We start from the raw sequence: 23,316 nt of genomic DNA, 5'->3' as shown, positions 1-23,316 counted from the left end.
GCCCGGTAAATCGGCGGTCGCGGCGTGTCACGCACCCATCATGGCACGGGCCGTCCCGTCCCGTCCCTGTCCGCCAGGGGGATCACGGCGACGTCCTCGTGCAGCGGGCCTCCCGACCGTCCCTCGCCGAGCCGGGACGCGACGACGTGCACGGCGCCGACCTCCCACGACGGGCCGCGGTACACGGCCAGCGCCCGCGCCCAGGGCACCAGGGGCGACGCCTCCGGCTCGCGTCCGCGCGGGCCGCGCGTCCCGCCGCGGGCGCCGTCGACCCTCCGCCGGCCGTCCACGGCCCGCAGGGTCGCGCGCGCGACCGTGAGGTGCGGCCGTCCCGACGTGCGGTCGGAGGCGGGCAGGCCCGCCACGCCGACGGCGGCGTCCTGCGCGTGCTCGCCGGCGCGCCGCAGGTCGTCGACCGACCCGGTCACACCGACCCAGAGCGTCCGCCCGCCGAAGGTGCCGCCGCCGCTCAGGGCCAGCGCGAACGGCGGCACGTCGGCCAGGGCGATCCCCAGCGCCTCGACGTAGTCCGGCACGGCACCGTCCGGCACCTCGCCGTGGAAGGCGAGGGTGACGTGGCGCTGCTCCGGCGCCACCCAGCGCAGGCCGCGGCCCGGGTCTGCGAGGGCCGCGCCGCTCACCCCGGCGAGGGCGAGCTCCAGGTGGTCGCCGGCGTCGGCGGAGGGGTACACGGCCGTGAACAGGCGCATCCGCGCATCGTGCCACGCCCCGGTGCGGCCCGCCCCGGGCGGCGTGAGGCGTCAGCGCTGCGCGCGCCCGCTCGCGTAAAGACACACCGTGGCGGCGGTGGCCAGGTTGAGCGACTCCGCGCGGCCGCGGATCGGCACGCGCACGACGGCGTCCGCCAGCGCGCGGTCGGCCTCGGGCAGGCCCCACGCCTCGTTGCCGAAGACCCATGCGGTCGAGCCCGCCAGGTCCGGCTGCCCGGCGTCGACGGCCGGGTCGCCTGCCACGTCGAGCAGGTCGTCGAGGTCGTGCTCGCCCGTGCCGTCGGCGGCGAGGACGACGCAGCCCGCGGCGCGGACGACGGCGACGGCGTCGGCCAGGGGCAGGCCCGTGACCACGGGCAGGTGGAAGAGAGAGCCGGCGGTGGAGCGCACCACCTTGGGGTTGTGGACGTCCACGCTCTCGCCGGCGAGGACCACGAGGTCCGCGCCCGCTGCATCGGCCGCGCGGATCACCGTGCCGGCGTTGCCGGGGTCGCGGACGTTCGCGAGCACCGCGACGAGCAGCGGCCGCGAGGTGACGCCGGCCAGGGCGTCGTCGAGGCCGAGGGCGGTGGTGCGCACCACCGCGAGCACGCCCTGCGCGTCCGGGCTCATCGCCTCGAGCACCTCGGCCGTGCCGACGTGCAGGTGCAGCCCGGCGCCGCGCGCCGCGTCGACGATCTCGGTGTAGCGCTCCGCGGCGGCGGGCGTGAGGTAGACGTCCCGGACGCCGGCGGCCGCGTGGCGCACGGCCTCACGCACGCCCTGGGGCCCTTCGACGAGGAACTGTCCGTGCCGGGAACGCGCAGGACGCCCGGACAGCGCCCTGACCTGCTTGACCCGGTCCGCCCGCGGGTTCGCGAGCGTCACGTCGGGGATGCCTGAGATCATGCGCGGCATCGACAGGTCGGGGGTGTCCGGGCGTCCGGGGTGCTGAGCGGGGTGGCTCAGGCGGCCTTCGGCGCGTTGACGTCGGCCGGCAGCGCGTCCTTGGCGACCTGGACGAGCGCGTTGAACGCCGCCACGTCGTTGACCGCGAGCTCGGCGAGCATGCGGCGGTCGACCTCGACACCAGCAGCCTTGAGGCCCTGGATGAGGCGGTTGTAGGTCAGACCCTGCGCGCGGGACGCAGCGTTGATGCGCTGGATCCACAGCTTGCGGAAGTCGCCCTTCTTCGCCTTGCGGTCGCGGTACGAGTAGACGAGGGAGTGGGTGACCTGCTCCTTCGCCTTCCGGTACAGGCGCGAACGCTGGCCGCGGTAGCCGCTGGCGCGCTCGAGGGTCGTACGGCGCTTCTTGTGGGCGTTGACCGCCCGCTTCACGCGTGCCACGTGATGCTCCTTGCAGTGTCGGGGCCGGAAGTGGACCCGGCGGTCGTGGGTCCCGGTGGTGTCACCGGAATCAGCGGACCGCCGAGGGCGTCACTTGCCGAGCAGCTTCTTGATGGTCTTGACGTCGGCGGCCGAGACCACCTGGTCCTGGGCCAGACGACGCGTGCGGCGGCTGGACTTGTGCTCGAGGTAGTGGCGAGCGTTCGTCTGCTCCCGCATGATCTTGCCGCTGCCGGTGACCCGGAAGCGCTTCTTGGCGCCGGAGTGCGTCTTGTTCTTCGGCATGACTGCCGTCTCTCCTCGTGTCGGTCACCCGCCGGGTGGCGGGGACGTGGTGCGGACCGGGGCCGGCGAGCGGCCCGGTGCCAGATGGACGTTGCGGTGCGGCCTCAGCGACCTGCGCGGGGGCTCGGCTTCGGACGCGGCGCCGGCGGCCGCGGGGTGGCGGGCTTCGGCGTCGCGGGCTTCGGCGTCGCCGCGGCGGGCTTCGCCGGGGTCGCAGGCTTCGGGGCCGCAGCCGGCTTGGCCGGCGCGGAGGCAGGCTTCGACGCGGCCGCAGGCTTCGACGTCGCGGGCTTCGACGTCGCGGGCTTCGACGCGGCGGCCGGCGCTGCGGCGGGCTTCGTCTCGGCAGGCTTCGTCTCGGCAGGCTTCGTCTCGGCAGGCTTGGTCTCGGCAGGCTTCGTCTCGGCGCGCGGGGCGGGCGCCGGCTGCGCGGCCTCGGGGGCCGGAGCCTCCTGCGCCTCGACCTCGGGCTCGGTCGGCTCGGGCTCCGGCGTCGGCTGCGCCGGCGCGGCCTGGGCGCGGGCCTCGGCCTTGACCTCGGACTTGGTCTTGCGCTGCGCGTTGATCTCGCTGGACCGCTTGCGCTGCTCGACCTTGGCGTCGGCCTTCTTCTTCACCGGGCCGAGCACCATGGTCATGTTGCGGCCGTCCTGCTTCGGCATCGACTCGACGAAGCCGAGGTCCGAGACGTCCTCCGCGAGCCGCTGCAGCAGACGCACGCCCATCTCGGGGCGCGACTGCTCACGACCGCGGAACATGATCATGACCTTGACCTTGTCGCCGGCCTCCAGGAAGCGGACGACGTGGCCCTTCTTGGTGCCGTAGTCGTGCGGGTCGATCTTCAGGCGGAACCGGATCTCCTTGAGGACCGTGTTCGCCTGGTTGCGCCGCGCCTCGCGCGCCTTCATGTCCGACTCGTACTTGAACTTGCCGTAGTCCATGAGCTTGGCGACGGGCGGACGGGCGTCCGGGGCCACCTCGACGAGGTCGAGGTCGGCGTCCTGGGCAAGCTTCAGGGCGACTCCCGTGGCGACCACGCCGACCTGCTCCCCGCCCGGGCCGATGAGTCGGACCTCGGGGACGCGGATCCGATCGTTGATGCGAGGCTCGCTGATGGTGATGCTCCTAAACTCGTCGGTAGACCGCCAGGGACGGGAAAGGCCCCCGACCTGAGCACAGGTGGAGGCCATCTACCGACGCCGGGGCGCGAGCGCTCCGACGACCGAGGCGGACGCCCACGAGAGGCGTCCGACCGGGACCCGGCCCCTGTCGGCGCCCGGGGCGCTCGGTCGGTGCTCGGGTGGGATGAGATCCACTTGATGCACCTGGGCCCCGCGGCCGCTCCGTGGAGCGACGCGCTGACGGACCCAGGTCGGTCAGCTGTCAAGGCTAGCACGGGATCGGCGCCGGGCCGGCCGGTGTGGCGAGCGTCTCGACCGCCCACGTCGCGACCTTTACTGGAATCGTTCCAGAAAGTGTGCCAGGGTCGCGGCCATGACCACGGCGAGCACGGACGAGACGTTGCTGAGGGAGCGGGGCCTGCGCGTCACCGGTTCCCGGCTCGCCGTCCTGCGCGCGCTCTCCGAGCACCAGCACGCCACCGCGGACGACGTCGTGCGCGCGGTGCGGGCCGACCTCGGCTCGGTGTCCGTGCAGGCCGTCTACGACTGCCTGCACGCGCTCACCTCGTCCGGCCTCCTGCGTCGCATGGAGCCGGCCGGGCACCCCGCGCGCTACGAGCGGCGCACGGGCGACAACCACCACCACGTGGTGTGCCGCTCGTGCGGTGCCGTCGCCGACGTCGACTGCACCGTGGGGCACGCGCCCTGCCTGACGCCGAGCGCGTCCCACGGGTTCGCCGTCGACCTCGCCGAGGTCACGTTCTGGGGCCTGTGCCCCGACTGTGCCGAGGGTTCCGCCGCCGACCCCGTCCCGGTGGCCGGCCCCGGCACGACCTTCTGAACCGGAACCCCCCTGAGAAAGGACGTCATCACATGACGACGCCGTTCACGACGACGCAGACCGGCACCCCGGTCGCGAGCGACGCGCAGTCCCTCACGCTGGGTGCGGACGGGCCCACCGTCCTCCACGACCGCTACCTGGTCGAGAAGCTCGCCTCCTTCAACCGCGAGCGCGTGCCGGAGCGCAACCCGCACGCCAAGGGCGGCGGCGCGTTCGGCGAGCTCGTCGTCACGGAGGACGTCTCGCAGTACACCCGCGCGGCCGTCTTCCAGAAGGGCGCGAAGAGCGAGACGCTGCTGCGCTTCTCGTCCGTCGCGGGCGAGCAGGGCTCCCCCGACACCTGGCGCGACGTGCGCGGCTTCTCGCTGCGCTTCTACACGACCGAGGGCAACCTCGACATCGTCGGCAACAACACCCCGGTCTTCTTCCTGCGCGACGCGATGAAGTTCCCGGACTTCATCCACTCCCAGAAGCGCCTCGGCGCCTCCGGCCTGCGCGACGCCGACATGCAGTGGGACTTCTGGACCCTCTCCCCCGAGTCGGCCCACCAGGTCACCTACGTCATGGGCGACCGCGGCCTGTCGAAGTCGTGGCGCCACCTCAACGGCTACGGCTCGCACACGTACCAGTGGGTCAACGCCGAGGGCGAGCGCTTCTGGGTGCAGTACCACTTCATCTCCCGGCAGGGCGTGGAGCACATGTCGTCCGAGGACGCCGAGCGGATCGCCGGCGAGGACGCGGACTACTACCGCCGCGACCTGTACGAGGCCATCGAGCGCGGCGAGCACCCCTCGTGGGAGGTCAAGGTGCAGGTCATGCCCTACGAGGACGCCAAGACCTACCGCTTCAACCCGTTCGACATGACCAAGGTCTGGCCGCACGCGGACTACCCGCTGATCAAGGTCGGCACGTTCACGCTGAACCGGAACCCGAAGAACTTCTTCGCGGAGATCGAGCAGGCAGCGTTCTCGCCGGGCAACCAGGTGCCGGGTACCGGCATCTCGCCCGACAAGATGCTCATGGCCCGCGTCTTCTCCTACCCGGACGCGCAGCGCTACCGCATCGGCACCAACTACAACCAGCTGCCGGTGAACCAGCCGCACGCCGCCCCGGTCGCGAACTACATGCACCAGGGCAACATGCAGTACCAGTTCAACGGCCCCGAGCACCGCGTCTACACGCCGAACTCGTTCGGCACCCAGGGCGGCTCCGTGGCCGACCCGGCGCGCGGCGTCGAGTCCTCGTGGGAGTCGGACGGCGAGCTCGTGCGCGCCGCGCAGACCCTGCACGCCGAGGACGACGACTTCGGCCAGGCGGGCACGCTGTACCGCGAGGTCTTCGACGACGGTGCCAAGGCGCGCTTCCTCGAGACCCTCACGGGCCAGGGCCTCGCCATCACGATCGACGAGATCCGCGAGCGGTTCTTTCAGTACTGGACGAACGTGGACGCCGAGCTCGGCGCCAAGCTCCGCGCCGAGGTGTCCGCGGGTCACGTGCCCTCGCCGGCCGCCGCCGGCTCGGGCCCGGACGTCGAGCCCGTCGGGATCTGACAGGGCGGGCGACGGGCCCTCCGCCGTCGCCCGCACACCGAGGCCGGGCCCCCCGCGGGGCCCGGCCTCGGCCGTCCCCGCGGGGCCGTCGCGGTCCCGCCCGATGCGAAGATGGACCCCATGAGCACCTCGCCCGACGCCTCGTCCCCCGCTACCACGACCACGAGCCCCTCCGCTGCCGACGACGCCACCCGTGACATCGCCGACGTCGCCGCGGTCGAGGTCATCACCGCCGCGGCCGTGCACCTCATGAGCGCCGCCGCCGTGAAGTGCGGGCTGGCGGAGGACGCCGACGCCCAGGGGCACCTGGACCTCGACGAGGCCCGCAAGCTGATCACCGCGCTGGCCGCGCTCGTCACCGCGAGCGCCCCCGACATCGGCAACCAGCACGCGCGCTCGCTGCGCGACGGGCTGAAGTCCCTGCAGCTCGCGTTCCGCGAGGCGTCGGTCGTGCCGGACGCGCCCGGCGAGGGCCCCGGCGAGAAGTTCACGGGCTCCGTCGTCTGAGATGTCCGCCCCGTCCGCCTGGCCGCCGCCCCCGGACCGCCCGCCGCCCCCGCCGGAGGCCGGCGCACCCGCCCGTCGCCGCGGCCGCCGCACGGCCGTGGTCGTCCTGGCCGTGCTGCTGGCCGGGGCGCTCGGCATCGGCGCGTACCTGTGGGTGACCACCGCGCGCTGGCAGGCGCACAGCGCGGCCTGGGAGGACGAGGCGCGGGGGTACGCCGACCGGGTGGCGTCCCTCGACGCCGAGCTCGACGCCACCGACGCCGAGCTCGTCGCGGCCCGCGAGCAGCTCGCCACCGCGACGGCTCGCATCACCGACCTCGCCAACGAAAAGGCCCAGCTCGGCGACGAGAACGTCGCCTCGCAGCAGTACCTCGACTACCAGCGGCGCGTGAGCGAGGCGGCCGGCGTCGTGACCACGGCGCTCGGCGACTGCGTCGACGCCCAGTCGCAGCTCATCACGTACCTCGAGGACCGCGGCTCCTACGACGCGAAGGACCTCGACCGGTTCGCCTCGGACGTCGAGACCCTGTGCCGGCAGGCCTCGAAGGCGAACGACCAGCTCGAGCAGGAGCTCGAGCCGTGACCCGACCGGGCCGCTCGCGGGGCCTGCGCCCGGCGCCGGCCCTCCTCCTCGCCGCGACGCTCGCCGGCTGCGGGGTGCTTCCCTCGCTGCCGCCCGCGGTGCCGGACGACGTCGTCCCCACGCGCGTCGCGCCGTCGGCTCCCGCGTCGCTCGCGCCCGACGGCGCGGAGGGCCTGTCCCCCGACGGCTTCGACGCCGTGCAGCGCATGGCCGTGCGCATCCGGAACGTGGGCTGCGACGGGCTGTCGACCGGGTCGGGGTTCGCCGTCGACGAGCACACGCTCGTCACCAACCGGCACGTCGTGGCCGACTCGGAGTCGCTGGAGGTCAGCACCTACGACGGGCGCGACCTCGAGGTCTCCGCCGCGGGCAGCGCGGCGCTGGCCGATCTCGCCCTGGTGCGCACCACGGATCCGCTGCCCAGCCATCCCACGCTCGCGGACGCCGACCCGCGGCCCGGTGACGCCGTCTCGGTGGTCGGCTACCCCGAGGGAGGCGAGCTGACGATCACCGCCGGCGAGGTCATCGGACCGACCACCGACCCGCTCCACGAGAACCTCGGCGAGGTGCTGCTCACCGACGCCCCGGTCGAGCCGGGCTCGTCGGGGTCGGCGGCGCTCGACGAGCAGGGCCGGGTGATCGGCGTCGTGTACGCGAAGACCTCCGACGGCCGCTCGCTGCTGGTGCCGCTGTCGACCCTGGAGCGGCTGCTGGACGACGCCGACGGGTTCCGAGCGCTGCCGCCGTGCGCCCAGCCGTCCGGGCAGCCTTCCGACGGCGGCCCCGCCGCGACGCCGACGCGCTAGGAGGCGCGGGTCAGCGCGCCGCGCCCACCCGCAGCTCGAGCGAGTCCACGCGGGCCGAGATCACCGTCGAGGCGCCGAGGCGGGCGTTCACCTGCGCGAGCACGCGGTCCAGCCCCGCCCGGTCCAGGCCCGGGTCGAGGGCGAGCACGACGGCGACCTCGGCGCGGCGCCCGCGCTCGGCGTGCGCGCGCACCACGTGCTGCACCGGCGCGGCGGCGTCCGCGACCGCCGCGGCGACGTCCGGTTCCACCTCGAGCGCGCCGTCCGGGCCCGCGGGGACGAGCGCCGGGCGCCACTCCTCGCCCTGGGCGAGCGCCCAGACCGCCGGCCGGGGCACGAGGGCGGTCGCCGGCCCGGCCGGGTCCACGACCAGCAGCGACCAGTCCTCGCTCACCGCCGAGAGGGCGGCACGGGCGGCCTCGACCGGGACCGGGCGGGCGTCGGCGCGCCACGCCGTCATCGCGTCGACCGACGTGAAGACGGGGAGCGCCCGGCGACCGTCGGGCGCCTCGATGGCCACCACGCCGGCCGCGGCCTCCTTGTCGACGTGCAGCTCCTGCGTGCCGCCGGCCGTCTCGTGCTCGACCACGTCGGCGACGGCGAGCTCCGCGAGGACGGGCACGAGCACCCGGGTGACGGCGAGGCGCCGCACGACGTCCTCCAGCGACCCGGTGCCTGCGGCGTGCGCGCTCAGCAGCGCGGCGAGCTCGGCGTCGGCCGAGCCGTCGTCGCCCGCGAACTGCGACGTCGGCTGGATCGATTTCAGGTGCCCCGGCAGGGCACGGCCACCCTCGGCCGTCACGGCCGACCCGCCACGTCGAGGGCCTCGGGCAGCGTGAACGCCCCGGCGTACAGGGCCTTGCCCACCACGGCCCCCTCGACGCCGTCCGGCACCAGGGCGCGCAGGGCCTCCAGGTCGGCGAGGGACGAGATCCCGCCCGACGCGACCACCTTCGCCGGGGTGCGCGAGGCGACCTCCCGCAGCAGGTCGACGTTCGGGCCGCGCAGCGTGCCGTCCTTGGTGACGTCCGTGACGACGTACCGGGAGCAGCCGGCGTCGTCCAGGCGGGCGAGCACCTCCCACAGGTCGCCGCCCTCCTGGGTCCAGCCGCGGGCGGCGAGCGTCGTGCCGCGCACGTCGAGGCCGACGGCGACGGCGTCGCCGTGCTCGGCGATGACCCGCGCCGTCCACTCCGGGTCCTCGAGGGCGGCGGTGCCGATGTTGACGCGGCGCGCGCCCGTGGCGAGGGCGCGCTCGAGCGAGGCGTCGTCACGGATGCCGCCCGACAGCTCCACCTGGACGTCGAGCTCGGCCACGACCTGCGCGAGCAGGTCGGCGTTCGAGCCACGACCGAACGCCGCGTCGAGGTCCACGAGGTGGATCCACTCGGCGCCGCCCGCCTGCCAGTCGCGGGCGGCGGCCAGCGGGTCGCCGTAGGACGTCTCGGAGCCTGCCTCCCCCTGCACGAGGCGGACGGCCTGGCCGTCGGCGACGTCGACGGCGGGCAGCAGCACGAGGCGGTCGGTCATCAGGGTGTCTCCAGGTTCTACGACTGCGGGTTCTGGACGGCGGGTTCTGGACGGCGGGTTCGGGTGCGGCGGTGATCGGGCCGACGACGCTCAGAGCGAGCGGACCCAGTTCTCGAGCAGGGTCGCGCCGGCGTCGCCGGACTTCTCGGGGTGGAACTGCGTGGCGGCGAGCGGTCCGCTCTCGACGGCGGCGACGAACCGGGCCTCGGAGCCAGGCGCGCCGTGCCGCGCCCAGGTGACCAGCGGTGGCGTGTAGCGCGGGTCCGCGTCGCCGTCGTGCCCCTGCGTGAACTGCTGCGCCGCGTACGAGTGCACGAAGTAGAACCGCTCGTGCTCCACCCCCGCGAAGAGGCGGGAGCCCTCGGGGGTCTCCACGGGCGACCAGCCCATGTGGGGCACCACCGGGGCGTCGAGGCGCTCGACGACGCCGGGCCACTCGCCCAGGCCCTCCGCCCGCTCCCCGTGCTCCACACCGGCGTCGAACATGACCTGCATGCCGACGCAGATGCCCAGCACGGGGCGCCCACCGGCGAGGCGCCGGTCGATCACCTGGTCGCCCCGGACGGCGCGGAGCCCGGCCATGCAGGCGGCGAACGCGCCGACGCCCGGCACCACCAGCCCGTCGGCCTCCGCGGCCCGCGTCAGGTCCGCGGTGAGCTCGACGTGGGCCCCCACCCGCTCGAGGGCTCGCACGGCCGAGCGGACGTTGCCGAAGCCGTAGTCGAGCACCACGACGTGGGAACGCCCGTCCGCGCGGGCGGGCGTCGGCGCGGGGTTGAGGTCGGCCGCCGCGCCGCCGTGCGGCAGCAGCGGCGTGATCCCCGCGGCCTCCTGGGCCGCGGCGATCCGCTCCCGGTCGGGCGTGCTGGGCGTGTCGGTGGGCGTGTCCGGCATGCGTCTCCCCTACTGCTTCTTGCGTGCCTTGCGCGCGGCGCCGGTGAGCATCCGCATCGCCTTGAAGCGGCCGATGCTCGACGACGGCACGACGCCCGGCAGGTCGGCGACCGTGAGCTGACCGGTGACGAGGTCCTCGAGGGCCTCCGGAGCGCCACCCAGCACGAGGCCCGGCGGAAGCTCGCCCTCGGCCTCGCCGTCGGCGTAGCGCACGCAGGTGAGCTGCTCGCCCTGGCGGGTCACGAGGACGAGGGGCACCCCCGCCACGAGCTTCGAGATCGCGGCGGCGGCCCGGGCGGGCGCGCCGTCGCTCGTGTCGCGCAGGATCGCGAGCGCGCCGACCGGGGTCGGCGCGGCGTCGACGTCGAGCTCGGCGAGCGAGCACGCGGCCGCCAGGGGCTCGGCGCCCGCGATCTGGGTGATGAGGACCGCCAGCTCGGGGTCCGCGGAGGCGCCGTCGAGGCCCGACAGGTCGTCGGGGATCTCGAAGCCCTCGGGCAGGTCGTCCGGCAGGTCCGGCTGCGGGTCGGGGTGCCGGTCGGGATCGGTGGTCATGCGGCTACAGCGCACCCTTCGTGGACGGGACGCCCTCGACGCGCGGGTCGGGGGCGACGGCGGCGCGCAGCGCACGGGCGAGCGCCTTGAACTGGGCCTCGACGATGTGGTGCGGGTCGCGGCCCGCGAGGACCCGCACGTGCAGGCAGATGCCGGCGTGATGGGCGATCGACTCGAGCACGTGCCGGGTGAGCGACCCGGTGAAGTGTCCGCCGATGAGGTGGTACTCCTGCCCCTCCGGCTCCCCCGAGTGCACGAGGTACGGGCGTCCCGAGACGTCGACGACCGCGAGCGCGAGCGCCTCGTCGAGGGGCACGGTCGCGTCGCCGTAGCGGGAGATGCCGCGCTTGTCGCCGAGCGCCTCGCGCAGCGCCTCCCCGAGCACGATGGCGACGTCCTCGACGGTGTGGTGCGCGTCGATGTGGGTGTCGCCGGTCGCCCGCACGGTGAGGTCGATCAGCGAGTGCTTGCCGAGCGCGGTGAGCATGTGGTCGTAGAACGGCACGGTGGTCGAGATCTCCGTGCGCCCCGTGCCGTCCAGGTCCAGCTCGACGACGACGCTCGACTCGCTCGTCGTGCGCTCCACGCGGGCCGTGCGGTGCTGCATCAGTCCTCCTTCTCGGGCGCCGCGGCGCCGGTGACCGTCTCGCTGACGACCTCGATGAACGCCGACCGGAACGCGGCGTTCTCGTCGGGCGTGCCGACCGAGACGCGCAGCCAGCCCTCGGGCCCGGTCTCGCGGATGAGCACCCCGCGGTCCAGCAGGCCCTGCCAGACGGCGTGCCGGTCGCCGAACATGCCGAACAGCACGAAGTTCGCGTCGGAGTCCGCCACCTGCAGCGGGCGACCGTCGACCTCCTGCGCACGCAGCCAGGCCACCAGTGCGTCGCGCTCGTCGCGCAGGTCGCGCACCTGCGCCCGCAGCTCGTCGTGGTGCGCCAGCGCGCCCCGCGCGGCCGCCTGCGTGACGGCCGACAGGTGGTAGGGCAGCCGGACGACGCGCAGGGCGTCCACGAGCCCGGTGGACGCGGCCAGGTAGCCGAGCCGCAGCCCCGCCGCGGCGAAGGCCTTCGACATCGTGCGCGAGACCGCGAGGTGCGGGTGCGCACCGAGCAACTCGAGGGCCGACGGCGTGCCGGGGCGACGGAACTCCGCGTAGGCCTCGTCGACCACGACGACGGCGCCGGCGCGGCGGCCGTCGCGCTCGGGGGCGTCGGGCACCTCGACCTTCGCCGCGGCGTCCAGGACCGCCTCCACCGTCGCGAGCGGCAGCGCCGTACCGGTCGGGTTGTTCGGGCTGGCGAGGAGGATCACGGAGGGCCGGACCTCCGCGATCGTCGCGACCGCGTGGTCGACGTCGAGCGTGAAGTCGCTCTCGCGGCGGCCGGTGACCCACCGCGTGTGCGTGTCCCGCGCGTACTCCGGGTACATCGAGTAGGTCGGCGCGAAGGACAGCGCGGTGCGGCCCGGGCCGCCGAACGCCTGCAGCAGGTGCAGCATGACCTCGTTGGAGCCGTTGGCGGCCCAGACCTGGTCGGGCGCGACCCGTACCCCGGACTCGAGCGCCAGGTAATCCGCCAGGTCGCCGCGCAGGGCCGTGAAGTCACGGTCGGGGTAGCGGTTGAGCCCGCGCGCCGCGTCGGCGACATGGCGGGCGATCGTCGCGACGACCGCCTCCGACGGGGCGTACGGGTTCTCGTTGACGTTCAGCCGCACGGGCACGTCGAGCTGCGGGGCGCCGTAGGGCACCTCGGCCGCGAGCTCGGGACGCAGCGGCAGCCGCGCGCCGTCGACGCCGCCCGCGGGTGCGGCGGCGGACAGGGGGGTGGTCACCGAGCCAGTCTACGGAACCGCGGGAGCCCCCGGTGGCGGCGTCCGTCCCTCGACCTCGTGCCCGCGCCGCCGGCGGACCGGCCGCGTGGGTCGCCTGCCGACCTGGCCCCCAGGACCACTTTGTGAAGGATTGCACATGTCGAGAACGGCCTGGTTCCGCGCCTTGTGACAGCCTTCACAAGGCTTCAGGGCTGCGACGCGGGCGCATCGTGCCTACCGTCGAGGTATCAGCAGTTCGTTCGTGTGGGCCGCGCCGAGCGGCCCGTGAGAGGGAGAAGCAGATGAGCACCATGCAGGCCGCGGTCGTCCACTCGTTCACCGAGCCCCTGTCCGTCGAGGACCGCGAGATCCCGACGCCCGGGCCGCACGAGGCCCTGGTCAAGGTCGACTACACCGGCGTGTGCCACACCGACCTGCACGCCGCGCACGGCGACTGGCCGGTCAAGCCGGCCCCGCCGTTCGTCCCGGGCCACGAGGGCGTCGGGCACGTCGTCGCCGTCGGGGACCAGGTGACCCGCGTCAAGGTCGGCGACACGGTCGGCAACGCCTGGCTGTGGAGCGCCTGCGGCGAGTGCGAGTACTGCGAGACCGGGTGGGAGACCCTCTGCCCGGACCAGAAGAACGGCGGCTACTCCGTCGACGGCTCGTTCGGCCAGTACATGCTCGTCGACGCGCGGTACGCGCCGATCGTCCCCGAGGGCGTGGACCTGTCCGCCGTCGGGCCGATCCTGTGCGCCGGCGTCACCGTCTACAAGGGCCTCAAGGTCACCGACACGAAGCCCGGCGAGTGGGTGCTGATCTCCGGCATCGGCGGCCTCGGCCACATCGCCGTGCAGTACGCGGTCGCCATGGGCCGCCGCGTCGCCGCGGTCGACGTCGACGACGCCAAGCTCGAGCTGGCGCGCCGGCACGGCGCCGAGGTGACCGTGAACGCTGCCACCTCCCCCGACGCCGCGTCCGAGCTGCAGGAGAAGACCGGCGGCGGCGTGCACGGCGCGCTCGTGACGGCCGTCAACGCCCACGCGTTCCCGCAGGCCGTCGGCGCGCTGCGCCGCGGCGGCACCGTCTCGCTCGTCGGCCTGCCGCCGGAGAAGTTCCCGCTGGACATCTTCACCACGGTCCTGTTCGGGCTCACCGTGCGGGGCTCGATCGTCGGCACGCGCAAGGACATGGCGGAGGCGCTCGACTTCTTCGCCCGCGGCAAGGTCGACCCGACCTACACCGTGCGCCCCCTCGGCGACATCAACGCGATCTTCGACGAGATGATCGCGGGGCGCATCGACGGCCGCGTCGTCATGGACATGCGGAGCTGACGTCACCGCGGCGGACGGCAAGCCCGGCGGCACGTGCCGCCGGGCCCCGCCGGTGAGCAACCGTGCGTGCGCCCGTCACGCGAGCACGACGTCCTCCCCCGAGACCTCGACCTGGATCGCCGGGAGCGGCTCGGGCGCCGGCCCGCCGAGGACGGCGGCGTCCGTCAGCGCGTAGCGCGACTGATGGCACGGGCACAGCAGCTCGCCCTCGCCGGGCGCGACCGTGCAGCCCGCGTGCGTGCAGATCGCGCTGAACGCATGCACCTCGCCCTGGGTCGGCTGGGTCACGAGCACGTCCTGGCCCTCGACCTTCGCGGCGACGGCGCCGCCCACCGGGACGTCGGCGAGCGCGACCACGACGGTGCCCGCCCCCGCCGCGCTCGCAGAGGCCGCCGCCTCCTGCGGCGTCGGCTTCTGCTCGGCGCAGGCGGCGAGCACCCCGGCGCCGGCGATCGCGCCTGCGGCCGCGCCCGTGCCGCGCAGCAGCTGTCGCCGGGTCGGGCCGCAGTCGCAGGCCGCCCTGTCGAGCGCACCCTTCGCCTGGGGCACGTCGGGCACGTCCGGCACGGTCGGCACGGTCGGGTGGGTCGACGGACTGATCGTCATGGCGCCTCCGGTGGGTCGGGCCCCGGCCCGCCGGACGCTTCCGCTGACGGCACCACCGAGGAGTGGGAGCATCATCATCATGGACACGTCCCACGGCGCGGTGCCACCTCGGCCGCGGTCCCAGAGCCCGGCCCGACCGCCCGCGGCGCGCGGCTGGCGGCTGGCCGCCGCGCTCGCGGTCCTGGTCTCGGCCGTCGTCCACGTCGTGCTGTACGTCGACGGCTACGACACCATCGCCGTCGTCGGCCCTCTCTTCCTCCTCAACGCCGTGGCCGGGGTCGTGCTGGCCGCGCTGCTGGTCGTCTGGCGGCACTGGCTGCCGCTGGTCGGAGGGATCGGCTTCGGCGGCCTGACCCTGCTGGCGTTCGTGCTGTCGACGACGGTCGGCTTCTACGGCGTCAACGAGACGTTCGCGGGCACCACCGAGATCGTCGCCGCGGCGGCCGAGGTGGTCGCGGTGGTGGCGTCGGCCGTGGCGCTCCTGCGGGAGTACGTGCGCTGACGGGCCTGTGGAGGGCGGGCCGACGTCGTCGGCGGCGCCCCCTACGATCGAGGACGTGAGCCACCCCGACGACCCGTACGCCGACCTCGTGTTCGACCCGACGGACGAGGACGTCCCGCCGCCTGACGACCAGGCGCCCGAGCGCGAGCCCGAGAACGAGCACGGCGCCCCGCCCTCGGCCCCGTCTCCCGCGATCCCGACGGACGCCCCGGGGCCCGACGCAGCCAAGCGGGCGAAGCTCGCGATGCTCCGCGGCCTGCTCGACAGCGCGGGCGAGGGCGGCGGCACGCTGCGCGAGCAGGCCGAGGAGGCGCTGCGCGCGCTCGTCGGCCGGGAGGACGCCGCGTTGCGCGAGGACCAGTGGCGCGCGATCGAGGCCCTGGTCGCGTTCCGCCGTCGTGCGCTCGTCGTGCAGCGCACCGGGTGGGGCAAGTCCGCCGTGTACTTCGTCGCCACGTCGCTGCTGCGGTCCCGGGGAGCGGGGCCCACCGTCATCGTCTCGCCGCTCCTGGCACTCATGCGCGACCAGATCGCGGCGGCGGCGCGTGCCGGGATCCGCGCCGTGACGATCAACTCGTCGAACGTCACCGAGTGGGACCAGGTGCACGCGGCCATCGCGGCCGGCGAGGTGGACGTGCTGCTGTGCTCGCCCGAGCGCCTCAACAACCCGGCGTTCCGCGACGAGGTGCTCCCCCGCCTCGCGGCCGACGCCGGCCTCGTGGTGATCGACGAGGCGCACTGCATCTCCGACTGGGGCCACGACTTCCGGCCCGACTACCGCCGCATCCGCACGCTGCTCGCCGACCTGCCGCCCGGCATCCCCGTCCTCGCGACCACGGCCACGGCGAACGCCCGCGTCACCGCCGACGTCGCCGAGCAGCTCGGCGTGCACGGCGCGGCGCCCGGCGGCGGCTCTGCCCCGGACGAGGACGTGCTCGTGCTGCGGGGCGGCCTGGACCGCGAGTCGCTGCACCTCGCCGTGCTCGAGCTCCCCGACCAGCCCACGCGCGTGGCGTGGCTCGTCGAGGCGCTGCAGGACGTCGAGGGGTCGGGCATCGTCTACTGCCTCACCGTGTCCGCCGCCGAGCAGGTGGCCGAGCAGCTCCGGGGCGCGGGCCTGGCCGTCGCCGCCTACACCGGGCGGACCGACCCCACCCAGCGGGAGCAGCTCGAGGAGGACCTCAAGGAGAACCGGGTCAAGGCCCTGGTGGCGACGTCCGCGCTCGGCATGGGCTTCGACAAGCCCGACCTCGCGTTCGTCGTGCACCTCGGTGCCCCGTCCTCCCCCATCGCCTACTACCAGCAGGTGGGCCGCGCCGGCCGTGGCGTGGACGACGCCGTCGTCGTGCTGCTCCCCGGGCACGAGGACCGCGCGATCTGGGACTGGTTCGGGTCGCAGGCGTTCCCCGCCGAGCCGCAGGTCCGCGCCACGCTCGGGGCCCTCGGGGACTCCGAGGGCGCGCAGTCCACCGCCGCGCTGGAGACGCAGGTCGACCTCAAGCGGTCCCGGCTGGAGACGATGCTCAAGGTGCTCGACGTCGACGGCGCCGTGCGCCGCGTGCAGGGCGGCTGGGTCGCCACGGGCACCCCGTGGGCGTACGACGCCGAGCGCTACGCGCGGGTGGAGGCCACCCGCCAGGCGGAGCAGCAGGCGATGGTCGACTACGTGGCCACCTCCGGGTGCCGGATGGCGTACCTGCGCGCCCAGCTCGACGACCCGGAGCTGCCGGACGGCTGGGCCTGCGGTCGCTGCGACCGGTGCGACGGCGTCACCCTGCCCGCCGTCCCCGACGCGGAGGCCGTCGCCGCCGCGCGGGCCGACATGGACCGACCCGGCGTGGAGGTCGGGCCGCGCGCGATGTGGCCGTCCGGGCTGACGGCCCTCGGCCTCGACCTCAAGGGCAAGATCGCGCCCGAGGAGCGCGCCGAGCCCGGTCGTGCGGTGGCCCGGCTCGACGGCCTGGGGTGGTCCGGTCCGTTGCGGGACCTGTTCGCGGCCGGCGCCCCGGACGGCGAGGTGCCCGTGCCGCTGCGGCACGCCGCCGCTCGCGTCCTCGACGACTGGGACGCGATCCGCCCGGACGGCACCGAGACCTCCGATCCCGCCGCGGAGGGCGGCCGCCGCACGACGATCGAGGGGGTCGTAGCGGTGCGGTCCACGACGCGCCCGCAGCTGACGTACCACCTGGCGTCCGGGCTGGCCGCTTACCTGGGCGTGCCGCTCATCGGCGCCGTCGGCCCGGTCGCCGGCGCCGAGCAGCCCGACCGGCACGACGTGAACTCGGCGATGCGGCTGGCGGGGGTGGCGCGGCGCCTGCAGCTGGAGCTGGGCGAGGCCGCCCTGCGCGGCCTTCCCGGGCGCACCGTCCTGCTGGTGGACGACTGGACCGAGTCAGGCTGGACGCTCACGGTGGCCGCCCGGCTGCTGCGCCAGGCCGGTGCCGCGGCGGTGCACCCGTTCGTGCTCGGGGTGCGCTGACACGCCGACGACGCCCGGGAGCGTGGGTGCGCTTCAGCCGTCGAGCAGGCCCCGGACGTCGTCGGCCGCGAGCGCCCGGGCGAAGGTGCCCGCAGCGTCGTCGAGCACAGCGTCGAACAGCGCGGCCTTGCGCTGCGCGAGCGCCATGACCTTCTCCTCGATCGTGTCCTGCGCGACGAGGCGCGTCACGACGACGTTGCGGGTCTGGCCGATGCGGTGCGTCCGGTCCACGGCCTGCGCCTCCGTGGCGGGGTTCCACCAGGGGTCGAGCAGGTAGACGTAGTCGGCCTCGGTGAGGTTGAGCCCGACCCCACCCGCCTTGAGCGAGATGAGGAACACCGGCGCGTCGCCCTCCTTGAAGGCGCGGACGACGTCGGCCCGCCGGCGGGTGGCGCCGTCGAGGTAGACGACGGGCAGGCCGGCCGCGGTGACGCGCTGCTCGACGCGCCGCAGGAACGACGTGAACTGCGAGAAGACGAGGGCCCGGTGCCCCTCGGCCGCGATCTCGGTCAGCTCGTCGGTCACCACGTCGAGCTTGGCGGAGCCCACGCCCGCGTAGGCGTCGTCGAGCAACGAGGCGTCGAGCGCGAGGCGCCGCAGCGTGGTCAGCGACCGGAAGATCGCCACCCGGTTCGCGTCGAAGTCCTCCAGCAGCCCGAGCAGCCGCTGCCGCTCGCGCTGCAGGTGCGTGTCGTAGACCTTGCGGTGGTCGGGCGTGAGGGGGACGCGCAGCACGCGCTCGGTGCGCTCGGGCAGCTCGGGGGCGACCTGATCCTTGGTGCGGCGCAGCACGAGCGGGCGGATCCGGCGCTTGAGCCGCGCGAGCGCGCGGTTCCCGGCCGCCACCACCTGGGGGTCGTCGTCGGCGGCAGCGGCGTCGACCAGCCGCGCCGTCTCGGCCTTGAAGCGGTGCATCGACGGGTAGAGGCCCGGCGCGACGATCGCGAGAGCGGCCCACAGCTCCATGAGGTTGTTCTCGAGCGGCGTGCCCGTGATCGCGAGCTTGAACGGGGCCCGCAGCATCCGGGCGGTCTCGTGCGCCCGCGTGCGGGGGTTCTTCGCCACCTGCGCCTCGTCGAGGATCAGCCCACCCCACTCGTGGGCGTCGAACGCGTCGAACTCGAGGCGGAAGACGGCGTACGACGTGACGACCACGTCGGCCCCGCGGGCGAGCTCGGCCAGGTCGGTGCCGAGCGTGCGCGATGTGGCGGGCATCGCCACCACCCGCAGCCCGGGCGTGAAGCGCGCCGCCTCGTCCACCCAGTTCCCCACCACCGACGCGGGCGCCACGACGACGAACGGCGGGGCGTCCGGTGCCGTCGTCCGCGCGTGCGCCAGGAACGTGAGGGCCTCGACCGTCTTGCCGAGTCCCATGTCGTCGGCCAGGATCCCCCCGAGCCCGTGCCGCCAGAGGAACGCCAGCCACTCGAACGCCTGCCGCTGGTACGGCCTCAGCTCGGCCCGCACGCCCTCGGGGACGTCCAGCACCTCAGCGACGCGCTCCCCCGCCGCGAGCGCGCGCAGGCCGGCCAGCGAACGCCGCCATGCCTCCGCGGCCTCGACGACGTCGGCGACGTCCTCGAGCCCGCCCCACAGGTCGGCGTCGTAGCGGCTGACCCGCGCCTTGCCCGGCCGGTCGCTCAGCGCGGTGGCCTCCGTGATGAGGTCGCGCAGGCGGCCCAGCACCGGGTTGTCGAGGCGCATCCACGACCCGTCGACCAGCAGCAGCCGCTTGTCGCCGCGCGCGAGGGCCGTGAACAGCCGGGCGAACGGGATCTCCTTGCCCGCGACGGTCACCGAGACCCCGAGGTCGAGCCAGTCGGCGTCCCCCGAGGGCGCCCCGGAGACGACGACGCGGGGGGCGGCGTCCAGGTGCAGGTAGTGCGGCACGTCGCTCGCGTCGACGCGCACGTCCGTCGCGGCCGCCAGCGCGGGGAGCACGCCGTGGGCGAGGTCGAGGGCGTCCAGGCCCTTCACCTCCGTCCGGCCGGCGAGGTCGAAGCGCTCGAAGCCCGGCACGCCTCGGACGGTCGCCTGGGCCTTGGCGCGGATCTCGGCCTCGGCGTCCGGGTCCCGCACCGGGTCCGACGCCGCCCCGTCCAGCGGGACGCGACGCGCCGAGCCCGCGCCCGGCGCCGGGTGCCCGGGCGCCGGGTACTCGAACCACCACGACAGGAGCGCGTGCTCCGGCGACGCGAAGGCCACCTCGGCGACCAGCACGGGACGCGGCGGGTCGGGCAGCGCGACGGACCCGTCGGACACGACGCGCACGGCGCGGCGGAGCACGGGGAGGTGCTCGGCGTAGAGCTCCCCCACGTCGTCGCCCGGCACCTCCACCCGGCCGACGACGACGAGCTCGCGCGCGGCGTCGGACAACCGGCGGGGCGCGGGACCGAGCCGAAGCACGGTCCGCCGGTCGGAGGCCTCGACCGCGTACAGGCCCGTGTCGCCCACCGCGCCGAGCGGGGACCCGGGCTCCGCGTCGACGCCGTCGAACGCCACGACCGGGTCGAGGCGCACCCCACCGTCCGCCGCCCCGACCGTCAGCCGAAGCTCCGCCGCGTCCGCCAGGAGCACCTCGTCGCGCGACCCGTGCGCGACGAGCGGGATCTCCAGGTCGGCCGCCTCGGCCAGCAACGCCCACAGACCGCGCCCGCCGGCGGCCAGGGGGCGCCAGGCACGACGGCCGCGACCGAACCCGCCTCCGTCGCCGAGCGCGGACCCCAGGTCGGCGAACCAGCGTCGCACCTCGGGGGCGGGCGTCGCACGCACGTCGGCGAACGCGTACAGGCCGGTGGCCAGCGCCTCCCAGCTCGCCTCGGGGGCGACCTTCCAGCCGGTGCGGCCGGGCACGACCGGCCGCACCGAGAGCTCCGGGGGCAGGCCGCCGAACGCCTCGTCGAGCCGGAACCGCAGCGCGACCGGGAGGACACCGCCGTCGCGGGCGGCGGGCTCGCGCGATCCGGGGTCCCGGGCCCCGGTCACCCCGGCCAGGCGCCCGCGCCAGCCGACGGGCACGTCGTCGTCACCGGCGTCGGCCCCCGCGGCGTCGGCCGCCTCGGGGTCAGCGCCGACGTGCAGCAGCACGGCAGCGACGTGCTTGCAGTCCTCGCGGACCGGGCAGCTGCAGGTCGATCCCTCGTAGCCGTAGCGCCCGTCGGGCCCGACGGTGAACGACACGCGGCAGCTGTAGGGCTGGCTCCCGCTGCCCGCGACGCGGGCCGTGAGCTCCCGCGCGTCAGGGTCCCAGTGCCACGCGCGCACCATGCCCGCGCGCTGGTAGCCCTGGGCCCTCCGGAACGCCGCGCTCCCGACGAGGTCGCCCACCACGACCGGGTCGAGGCGGGGTGGCGGCGCGGGCATGCATCCATGCTCGCACGGCCCTCCGACGCGGCCGCCGGCGTGAGCCACGTGGCGCTTGGCACTATTCGTCCGAGCCGTGGGAGCAGGGCGTCGACGCGACGGCCTTGCTCCGGCGCCGACGGTCAGGCGCCGATGTTCAGGTGCCGCAGCTCAGGTGCCGCAGCTCAGGTGCCGCAGCTCAGAGGAAACGCCCGCGGACGGCCTCGCCGTGCGCGGGCAGGTCCTCGTCGTTCGCGACGGCGACGATGCGGTCGGCCAGCTCCTCGAGCGCGTCGCGGGTGTACTCCACGACCTGCACGGACTTGAGGTAGGCGTGCACGCCGAGGCCGCTGGAGAAGTGCGCGGAGCCGCCGGTGGGGAGCACGTGGTTGCTGCCCGCCATGTAGTCGCCGAGGGAGACCGGCGACCACGGGCCGACGAAGATCGCCCCCGCCGAACGCACGCGCTCGGCGAGCGCCGCGGCCCCCTCGGTCTGGATCTCCAGGTGCTCCGCGCCGTAGGCGTCCACCACCGCGAGGCCCTGCTCCAGGTCGTCGACGAGCACGACGGCGGACTGCGGCCCGCTGAGCGCCTGCAGGACGCGCGCGGAGTGCTTGGTGGACCCCACCAGGTCGCTCAGCCGGGCCTCCACGGCACCGGCGAGCTCCACGGACGGAGTGACCAGGACTGAGGCGGCCATCGGGTCGTGCTCGGCCTGGCTGATGAGGTCGAGGGCGACGTGCCCCGGGTCGGCGGTGGCGTCGGCCAGCACGGCGATCTCCGTGGGCCCTGCCTCGGCGTCGATGCCGACGACGCCGCGCACCAGGCGCTTGGCCGCAGTCACGTACACGTTGCCCGGGCCCGTCACGACGTCCACCGGCTCGCACAGCACGTCGCCGTCCTGCGGCTCGGTGCCGGCGGCCCCGTACGCGAACATCGCCACCGCCTGCGCCCCGCCGACCGCGTAGACCTCGTCGACGCCGAGCAGCGCGCAGGCCGCGAGGATCGTCGGGTGCGGCAGCCCGCCGGCGTCCTTCTGCGGGGGCGACGCGACGGCGAGCCCGGGCACCCCGGCCTCCTGCGCGGCGACCACGTTCATGATCACGGACGACGGGTAGACGGCGCGGCCGCCGGGCACGTACAGGCCCACGCGCTGCACCGGGACCCACCGCTGGCGCACGACGGCGCCGGGCGCGAGCTGCGTGGCGTGCTCGGTCGGCACCTGAGCGGCGTGCACCGCGCGCACGCGGCGGATCGCCTCCTCCAGGCCTGCCCGCACCTGAGGGTCGAGCCCCTGGAGTGCGTCGGCCAGCGCGGCCGCCGGGACCCGCAGATGCTCCGGCCGCACACCGTCGAGGCGCTCCGACTGGTCCCGGAGCGCGGCTGCGCCGCGGGCCCGGACGTCGGCGATGATCGGGGTGACGGCCTGGATCGCCTGGTCCACCCCGACCTCGGGGCGCGGCAGCACCCCGAGCAGCTCGGTGCGGGTCAGGTCCTGCCCGCGGAGGTCGATGCGTCGGATCACCCGGCCAGTCTAGGCAGCGCGCACCGCCGCCCGGGCGCCGGTGCCGGAGAATGGACGCATGAGCGCCGAGCACGCAACGACGGACGTCCCGATCCGCGACGACATGATCCGCCTGGGCCAGTTCCTCAAGCTCGCGGGGCTGGCCGAGTCCGGCACGCACGCCCGCGACCTGGTCGCCGACGGCGAGGTCAGCGTCAACGGCGAGGCGGAGACCCGGCGCGGTCGCCAGCTCGTCCGCGGCGACCGCGTCACCGTGGCGCTCCCCGAGGGGGACGAGACCGCCGTCGTCGCCTGATGCGGACCGTGGTGGGCGTTCGTGCGGCGCCGTGGCGTGCGCCGACAGCACCGAACGAGCGCCCACGACGATCAGGCCATGTAGGTGGAGGCCATCGCGCGGTCGGGGGTGAGGCGCAGGACGACGCGCTCGGGATCGTGCTCGAGCGGCCGGTAGCGCTTCCTGTACCGCACGACGGCGTCCGCGACCTCGTCCGGGTCCTCGCTCACCTCGATCGTCCCCTCGAGCGTCAGCCACCGCCCGCCGTCGACCTGGCAGAGCGCGGCCCGCGGCCGGCCCCCGTCGGCCGTCGCCCGGCGCGCGTTGGCGACCTTCGTCGACGTGCGCCGTGCCGTGGTGCGCGCGATCCCGGCGTCGGCGTCCCAGGTGAAGGCGACAGGCACGACGTGCGGGCTGCCGTCCGCGCGCAGGGTGGTGAGGGTGGCGAGGTGGCGCTCGGTGACGAACACGAGCTGCTCGGGGTTGAGGCGGAACACGCCCCGAGCCTACGGCCGCCCGTGGCCGCCCACCGATGAGTCCGGAGGCGTGCTGCGGTCCCACGACCGACCGGACGGCCCTGCTCGTCGGCCCCGACGGGCCGGTCCGGCTGCTCGACGTCGTCGACGGGCGCGACCATCCGTCGCGGACGAGCACGTGCGGCACTCCGGGCAGCCGGTCGAGGGGCGGCGCGAGGGCTGCACGGCCGGCATC

General features: G+C 75.0%; 24 protein-coding genes. 9 read left to right on the top strand and 15 right to left on the bottom strand.

Annotation, left to right across the window (positions count from 1 at the left end; all coding sequences use genetic code 11):
* Positions 1-38 precede the first annotated feature (38 nt).
* The 5 genes from ACH443_RS05680 to infC form a co-directional block, all read right to left on the bottom strand.
* Positions 39-710, bottom strand: coding sequence for a 2'-5' RNA ligase family protein (locus ACH443_RS05680; RefSeq protein WP_430589705.1), 672 nt, complete (start codon positions 708-710; stop codon positions 39-41).
* A 51-nt stretch (positions 711-761) separates the two neighbouring features.
* Positions 762-1,619, bottom strand: a complete 858-nt coding sequence (locus ACH443_RS05675; protein WP_430589704.1) for a TrmH family RNA methyltransferase — start codon at positions 1,617-1,619, stop codon at positions 762-764.
* A gap of 56 nt (positions 1,620-1,675) precedes the next feature.
* Positions 1,676-2,059 carry a 50S ribosomal protein L20 gene (gene rplT / locus ACH443_RS05670; protein ID WP_079576292.1) on the bottom strand — a complete coding sequence of 128 codons (384 nt, stop codon included), beginning with the start codon at positions 2,057-2,059 and terminating at the stop codon, positions 1,676-1,678.
* A 90-nt stretch (positions 2,060-2,149) separates the two neighbouring features.
* Positions 2,150-2,344, bottom strand: a complete 195-nt coding sequence (gene rpmI / locus ACH443_RS05665) for a 50S ribosomal protein L35 (RefSeq protein WP_079576291.1) — start codon at positions 2,342-2,344, stop codon at positions 2,150-2,152.
* Positions 2,345-2,448: 104 nt separating this feature from the next.
* Positions 2,449-3,534, bottom strand: coding sequence for a translation initiation factor IF-3 (gene infC, locus ACH443_RS05660; protein WP_430589703.1), 1,086 nt, complete (start codon positions 3,532-3,534; stop codon positions 2,449-2,451).
* 304 nt (positions 3,535-3,838) lie between these two features.
* Here infC and ACH443_RS05655 point away from each other — a divergent pair, with 304 nt between their 5' ends.
* The 5 genes from ACH443_RS05655 (at position 3,839) to ACH443_RS05635 (ending at position 7,752) form a co-directional block, all read left to right on the top strand.
* Positions 3,839-4,306 carry a Fur family transcriptional regulator gene (locus ACH443_RS05655; protein WP_430589702.1) on the top strand — a complete coding sequence of 156 codons (468 nt, stop codon included), beginning with the start codon at positions 3,839-3,841 and terminating at the stop codon, positions 4,304-4,306.
* A 32-nt stretch (positions 4,307-4,338) separates the two neighbouring features.
* A complete protein-coding gene (locus ACH443_RS05650) occupies positions 4,339-5,856 on the top strand; it encodes a catalase (RefSeq protein ID WP_430589701.1) in 1,518 nt (505 codons plus the stop codon).
* Positions 5,857-5,976: 120 nt separating this feature from the next.
* A complete protein-coding gene (locus ACH443_RS05645) occupies positions 5,977-6,363 on the top strand; it encodes a DUF1844 domain-containing protein (protein ID WP_429762149.1) in 387 nt (128 codons plus the stop codon).
* A gap of 1 nt (position 6,364) precedes the next feature.
* A complete protein-coding gene (locus ACH443_RS05640; RefSeq protein ID WP_429762150.1) occupies positions 6,365-6,946 on the top strand; it encodes a hypothetical protein in 582 nt (193 codons plus the stop codon).
* Positions 6,943-7,752, top strand: coding sequence for a S1C family serine protease (locus ACH443_RS05635; protein WP_430589700.1), 810 nt, complete (start codon positions 6,943-6,945; stop codon positions 7,750-7,752). The genes ACH443_RS05640 and ACH443_RS05635 overlap by 4 nt, the downstream gene beginning before the upstream one ends.
* Before the next feature lie 10 nt (positions 7,753-7,762).
* Here ACH443_RS05635 and ACH443_RS05630 read toward each other — a convergent pair whose 3' ends face one another.
* The 6 genes from ACH443_RS05630 to ACH443_RS05605 all read right to left on the bottom strand — a co-directional run bounded on the left by ACH443_RS05630 (position 7,763) and on the right by ACH443_RS05605 (position 12,564).
* A complete protein-coding gene (locus ACH443_RS05630; RefSeq protein ID WP_429762152.1) occupies positions 7,763-8,554 on the bottom strand; it encodes an SseB family protein in 792 nt (263 codons plus the stop codon).
* The gene (priA, locus tag ACH443_RS05625; protein WP_429762153.1) at positions 8,551-9,282 is read right to left on the bottom strand and encodes a bifunctional 1-(5-phosphoribosyl)-5-((5-phosphoribosylamino)methylideneamino)imidazole-4-carboxamide isomerase/phosphoribosylanthranilate isomerase PriA; all 732 of its coding nucleotides are present in this window, start codon (positions 9,280-9,282) and stop codon (positions 8,551-8,553) included. Before priA ends, ACH443_RS05630 begins: the two co-directional genes overlap by 4 nt.
* A 90-nt stretch (positions 9,283-9,372) precedes the next feature.
* Positions 9,373-10,176, bottom strand: a complete 804-nt coding sequence (gene hisH, locus ACH443_RS05620) for an imidazole glycerol phosphate synthase subunit HisH (protein ID WP_429762154.1) — start codon at positions 10,174-10,176, stop codon at positions 9,373-9,375.
* A 9-nt stretch (positions 10,177-10,185) separates the two neighbouring features.
* Positions 10,186-10,731, bottom strand: a complete 546-nt coding sequence (locus ACH443_RS05615) for a hypothetical protein (protein ID WP_429762155.1) — start codon at positions 10,729-10,731, stop codon at positions 10,186-10,188.
* Positions 10,732-10,735: 4 nt separating this feature from the next.
* On the bottom strand, positions 10,736-11,338 hold the full coding sequence (gene hisB, locus ACH443_RS05610; RefSeq protein WP_430547395.1) for an imidazoleglycerol-phosphate dehydratase HisB: 603 nt from the start codon (positions 11,336-11,338) through the stop codon (positions 10,736-10,738).
* Positions 11,338-12,564, bottom strand: a complete 1,227-nt coding sequence (locus tag ACH443_RS05605) for a histidinol-phosphate transaminase (RefSeq protein ID WP_430589699.1) — start codon at positions 12,562-12,564, stop codon at positions 11,338-11,340. The genes hisB and ACH443_RS05605 overlap by 1 nt, the downstream gene beginning before the upstream one ends.
* A 281-nt stretch (positions 12,565-12,845) precedes the next feature.
* Between ACH443_RS05605 and adhP the strand changes: the two genes are divergently transcribed.
* Positions 12,846-13,877 (top strand): alcohol dehydrogenase AdhP, encoded by a 1,032-nt coding sequence (gene adhP / locus ACH443_RS05600; protein WP_429762158.1) that lies wholly within the window; start codon positions 12,846-12,848, stop codon positions 13,875-13,877.
* Positions 13,878-13,952: 75 nt separating this feature from the next.
* Here the strand turns inward: adhP and ACH443_RS05595 are convergent, their stop codons facing one another.
* Positions 13,953-14,483, bottom strand: coding sequence for a ubiquinol-cytochrome c reductase iron-sulfur subunit (locus ACH443_RS05595; RefSeq protein WP_430589698.1), 531 nt, complete (start codon positions 14,481-14,483; stop codon positions 13,953-13,955).
* A gap of 79 nt (positions 14,484-14,562) precedes the next feature.
* Between ACH443_RS05595 and ACH443_RS05590 the strand changes: the two genes are divergently transcribed.
* Both ACH443_RS05590 and ACH443_RS05585 read left to right on the top strand, forming a co-directional pair.
* On the top strand, positions 14,563-14,985 hold the full coding sequence (locus tag ACH443_RS05590) for a hypothetical protein (RefSeq protein WP_429762160.1): 423 nt from the start codon (positions 14,563-14,565) through the stop codon (positions 14,983-14,985).
* A gap of 244 nt (positions 14,986-15,229) precedes the next feature.
* Complete coding sequence (locus ACH443_RS05585; protein WP_430557222.1) at positions 15,230-17,464, top strand: RecQ family ATP-dependent DNA helicase; 2,235 nt, start codon at positions 15,230-15,232, stop codon at positions 17,462-17,464.
* Positions 17,465-17,497: 33 nt separating this feature from the next.
* On the opposite strand, the gene ACH443_RS05580 is transcribed toward ACH443_RS05585, so the two are convergent.
* Together ACH443_RS05580 and hisD are read right to left on the bottom strand one after the other, a co-directional pair.
* Complete coding sequence (locus ACH443_RS05580; RefSeq protein ID WP_430589697.1) at positions 17,498-20,827, bottom strand: SNF2-related protein; 3,330 nt, start codon at positions 20,825-20,827, stop codon at positions 17,498-17,500.
* A 178-nt stretch (positions 20,828-21,005) separates the two neighbouring features.
* Positions 21,006-22,331, bottom strand: coding sequence for a histidinol dehydrogenase (gene hisD / locus ACH443_RS05575; RefSeq protein WP_430589696.1), 1,326 nt, complete (start codon positions 22,329-22,331; stop codon positions 21,006-21,008).
* Positions 22,332-22,389: 58 nt separating this feature from the next.
* Here hisD and ACH443_RS05570 point away from each other — a divergent pair, with 58 nt between their 5' ends.
* Positions 22,390-22,626, top strand: a complete 237-nt coding sequence (locus ACH443_RS05570; protein WP_429762163.1) for an RNA-binding S4 domain-containing protein — start codon at positions 22,390-22,392, stop codon at positions 22,624-22,626.
* A gap of 71 nt (positions 22,627-22,697) precedes the next feature.
* On the opposite strand, the gene ACH443_RS05565 is transcribed toward ACH443_RS05570, so the two are convergent.
* On the bottom strand, positions 22,698-23,102 hold the full coding sequence (locus ACH443_RS05565) for a pyridoxamine 5'-phosphate oxidase family protein (RefSeq protein ID WP_429762164.1): 405 nt from the start codon (positions 23,100-23,102) through the stop codon (positions 22,698-22,700).
* Between the last annotated feature and the right edge of the window lie 214 nt (positions 23,103-23,316).

Source organism: Isoptericola sp. NPDC019571, from assembly GCF_044389385.1.
Taxonomy (GTDB): Bacteria; Actinomycetota; Actinomycetes; order Actinomycetales; family Cellulomonadaceae; genus Isoptericola; species Isoptericola nanjingensis.
This window is presented reverse-complemented; position numbering and strand designations above follow the sequence as displayed.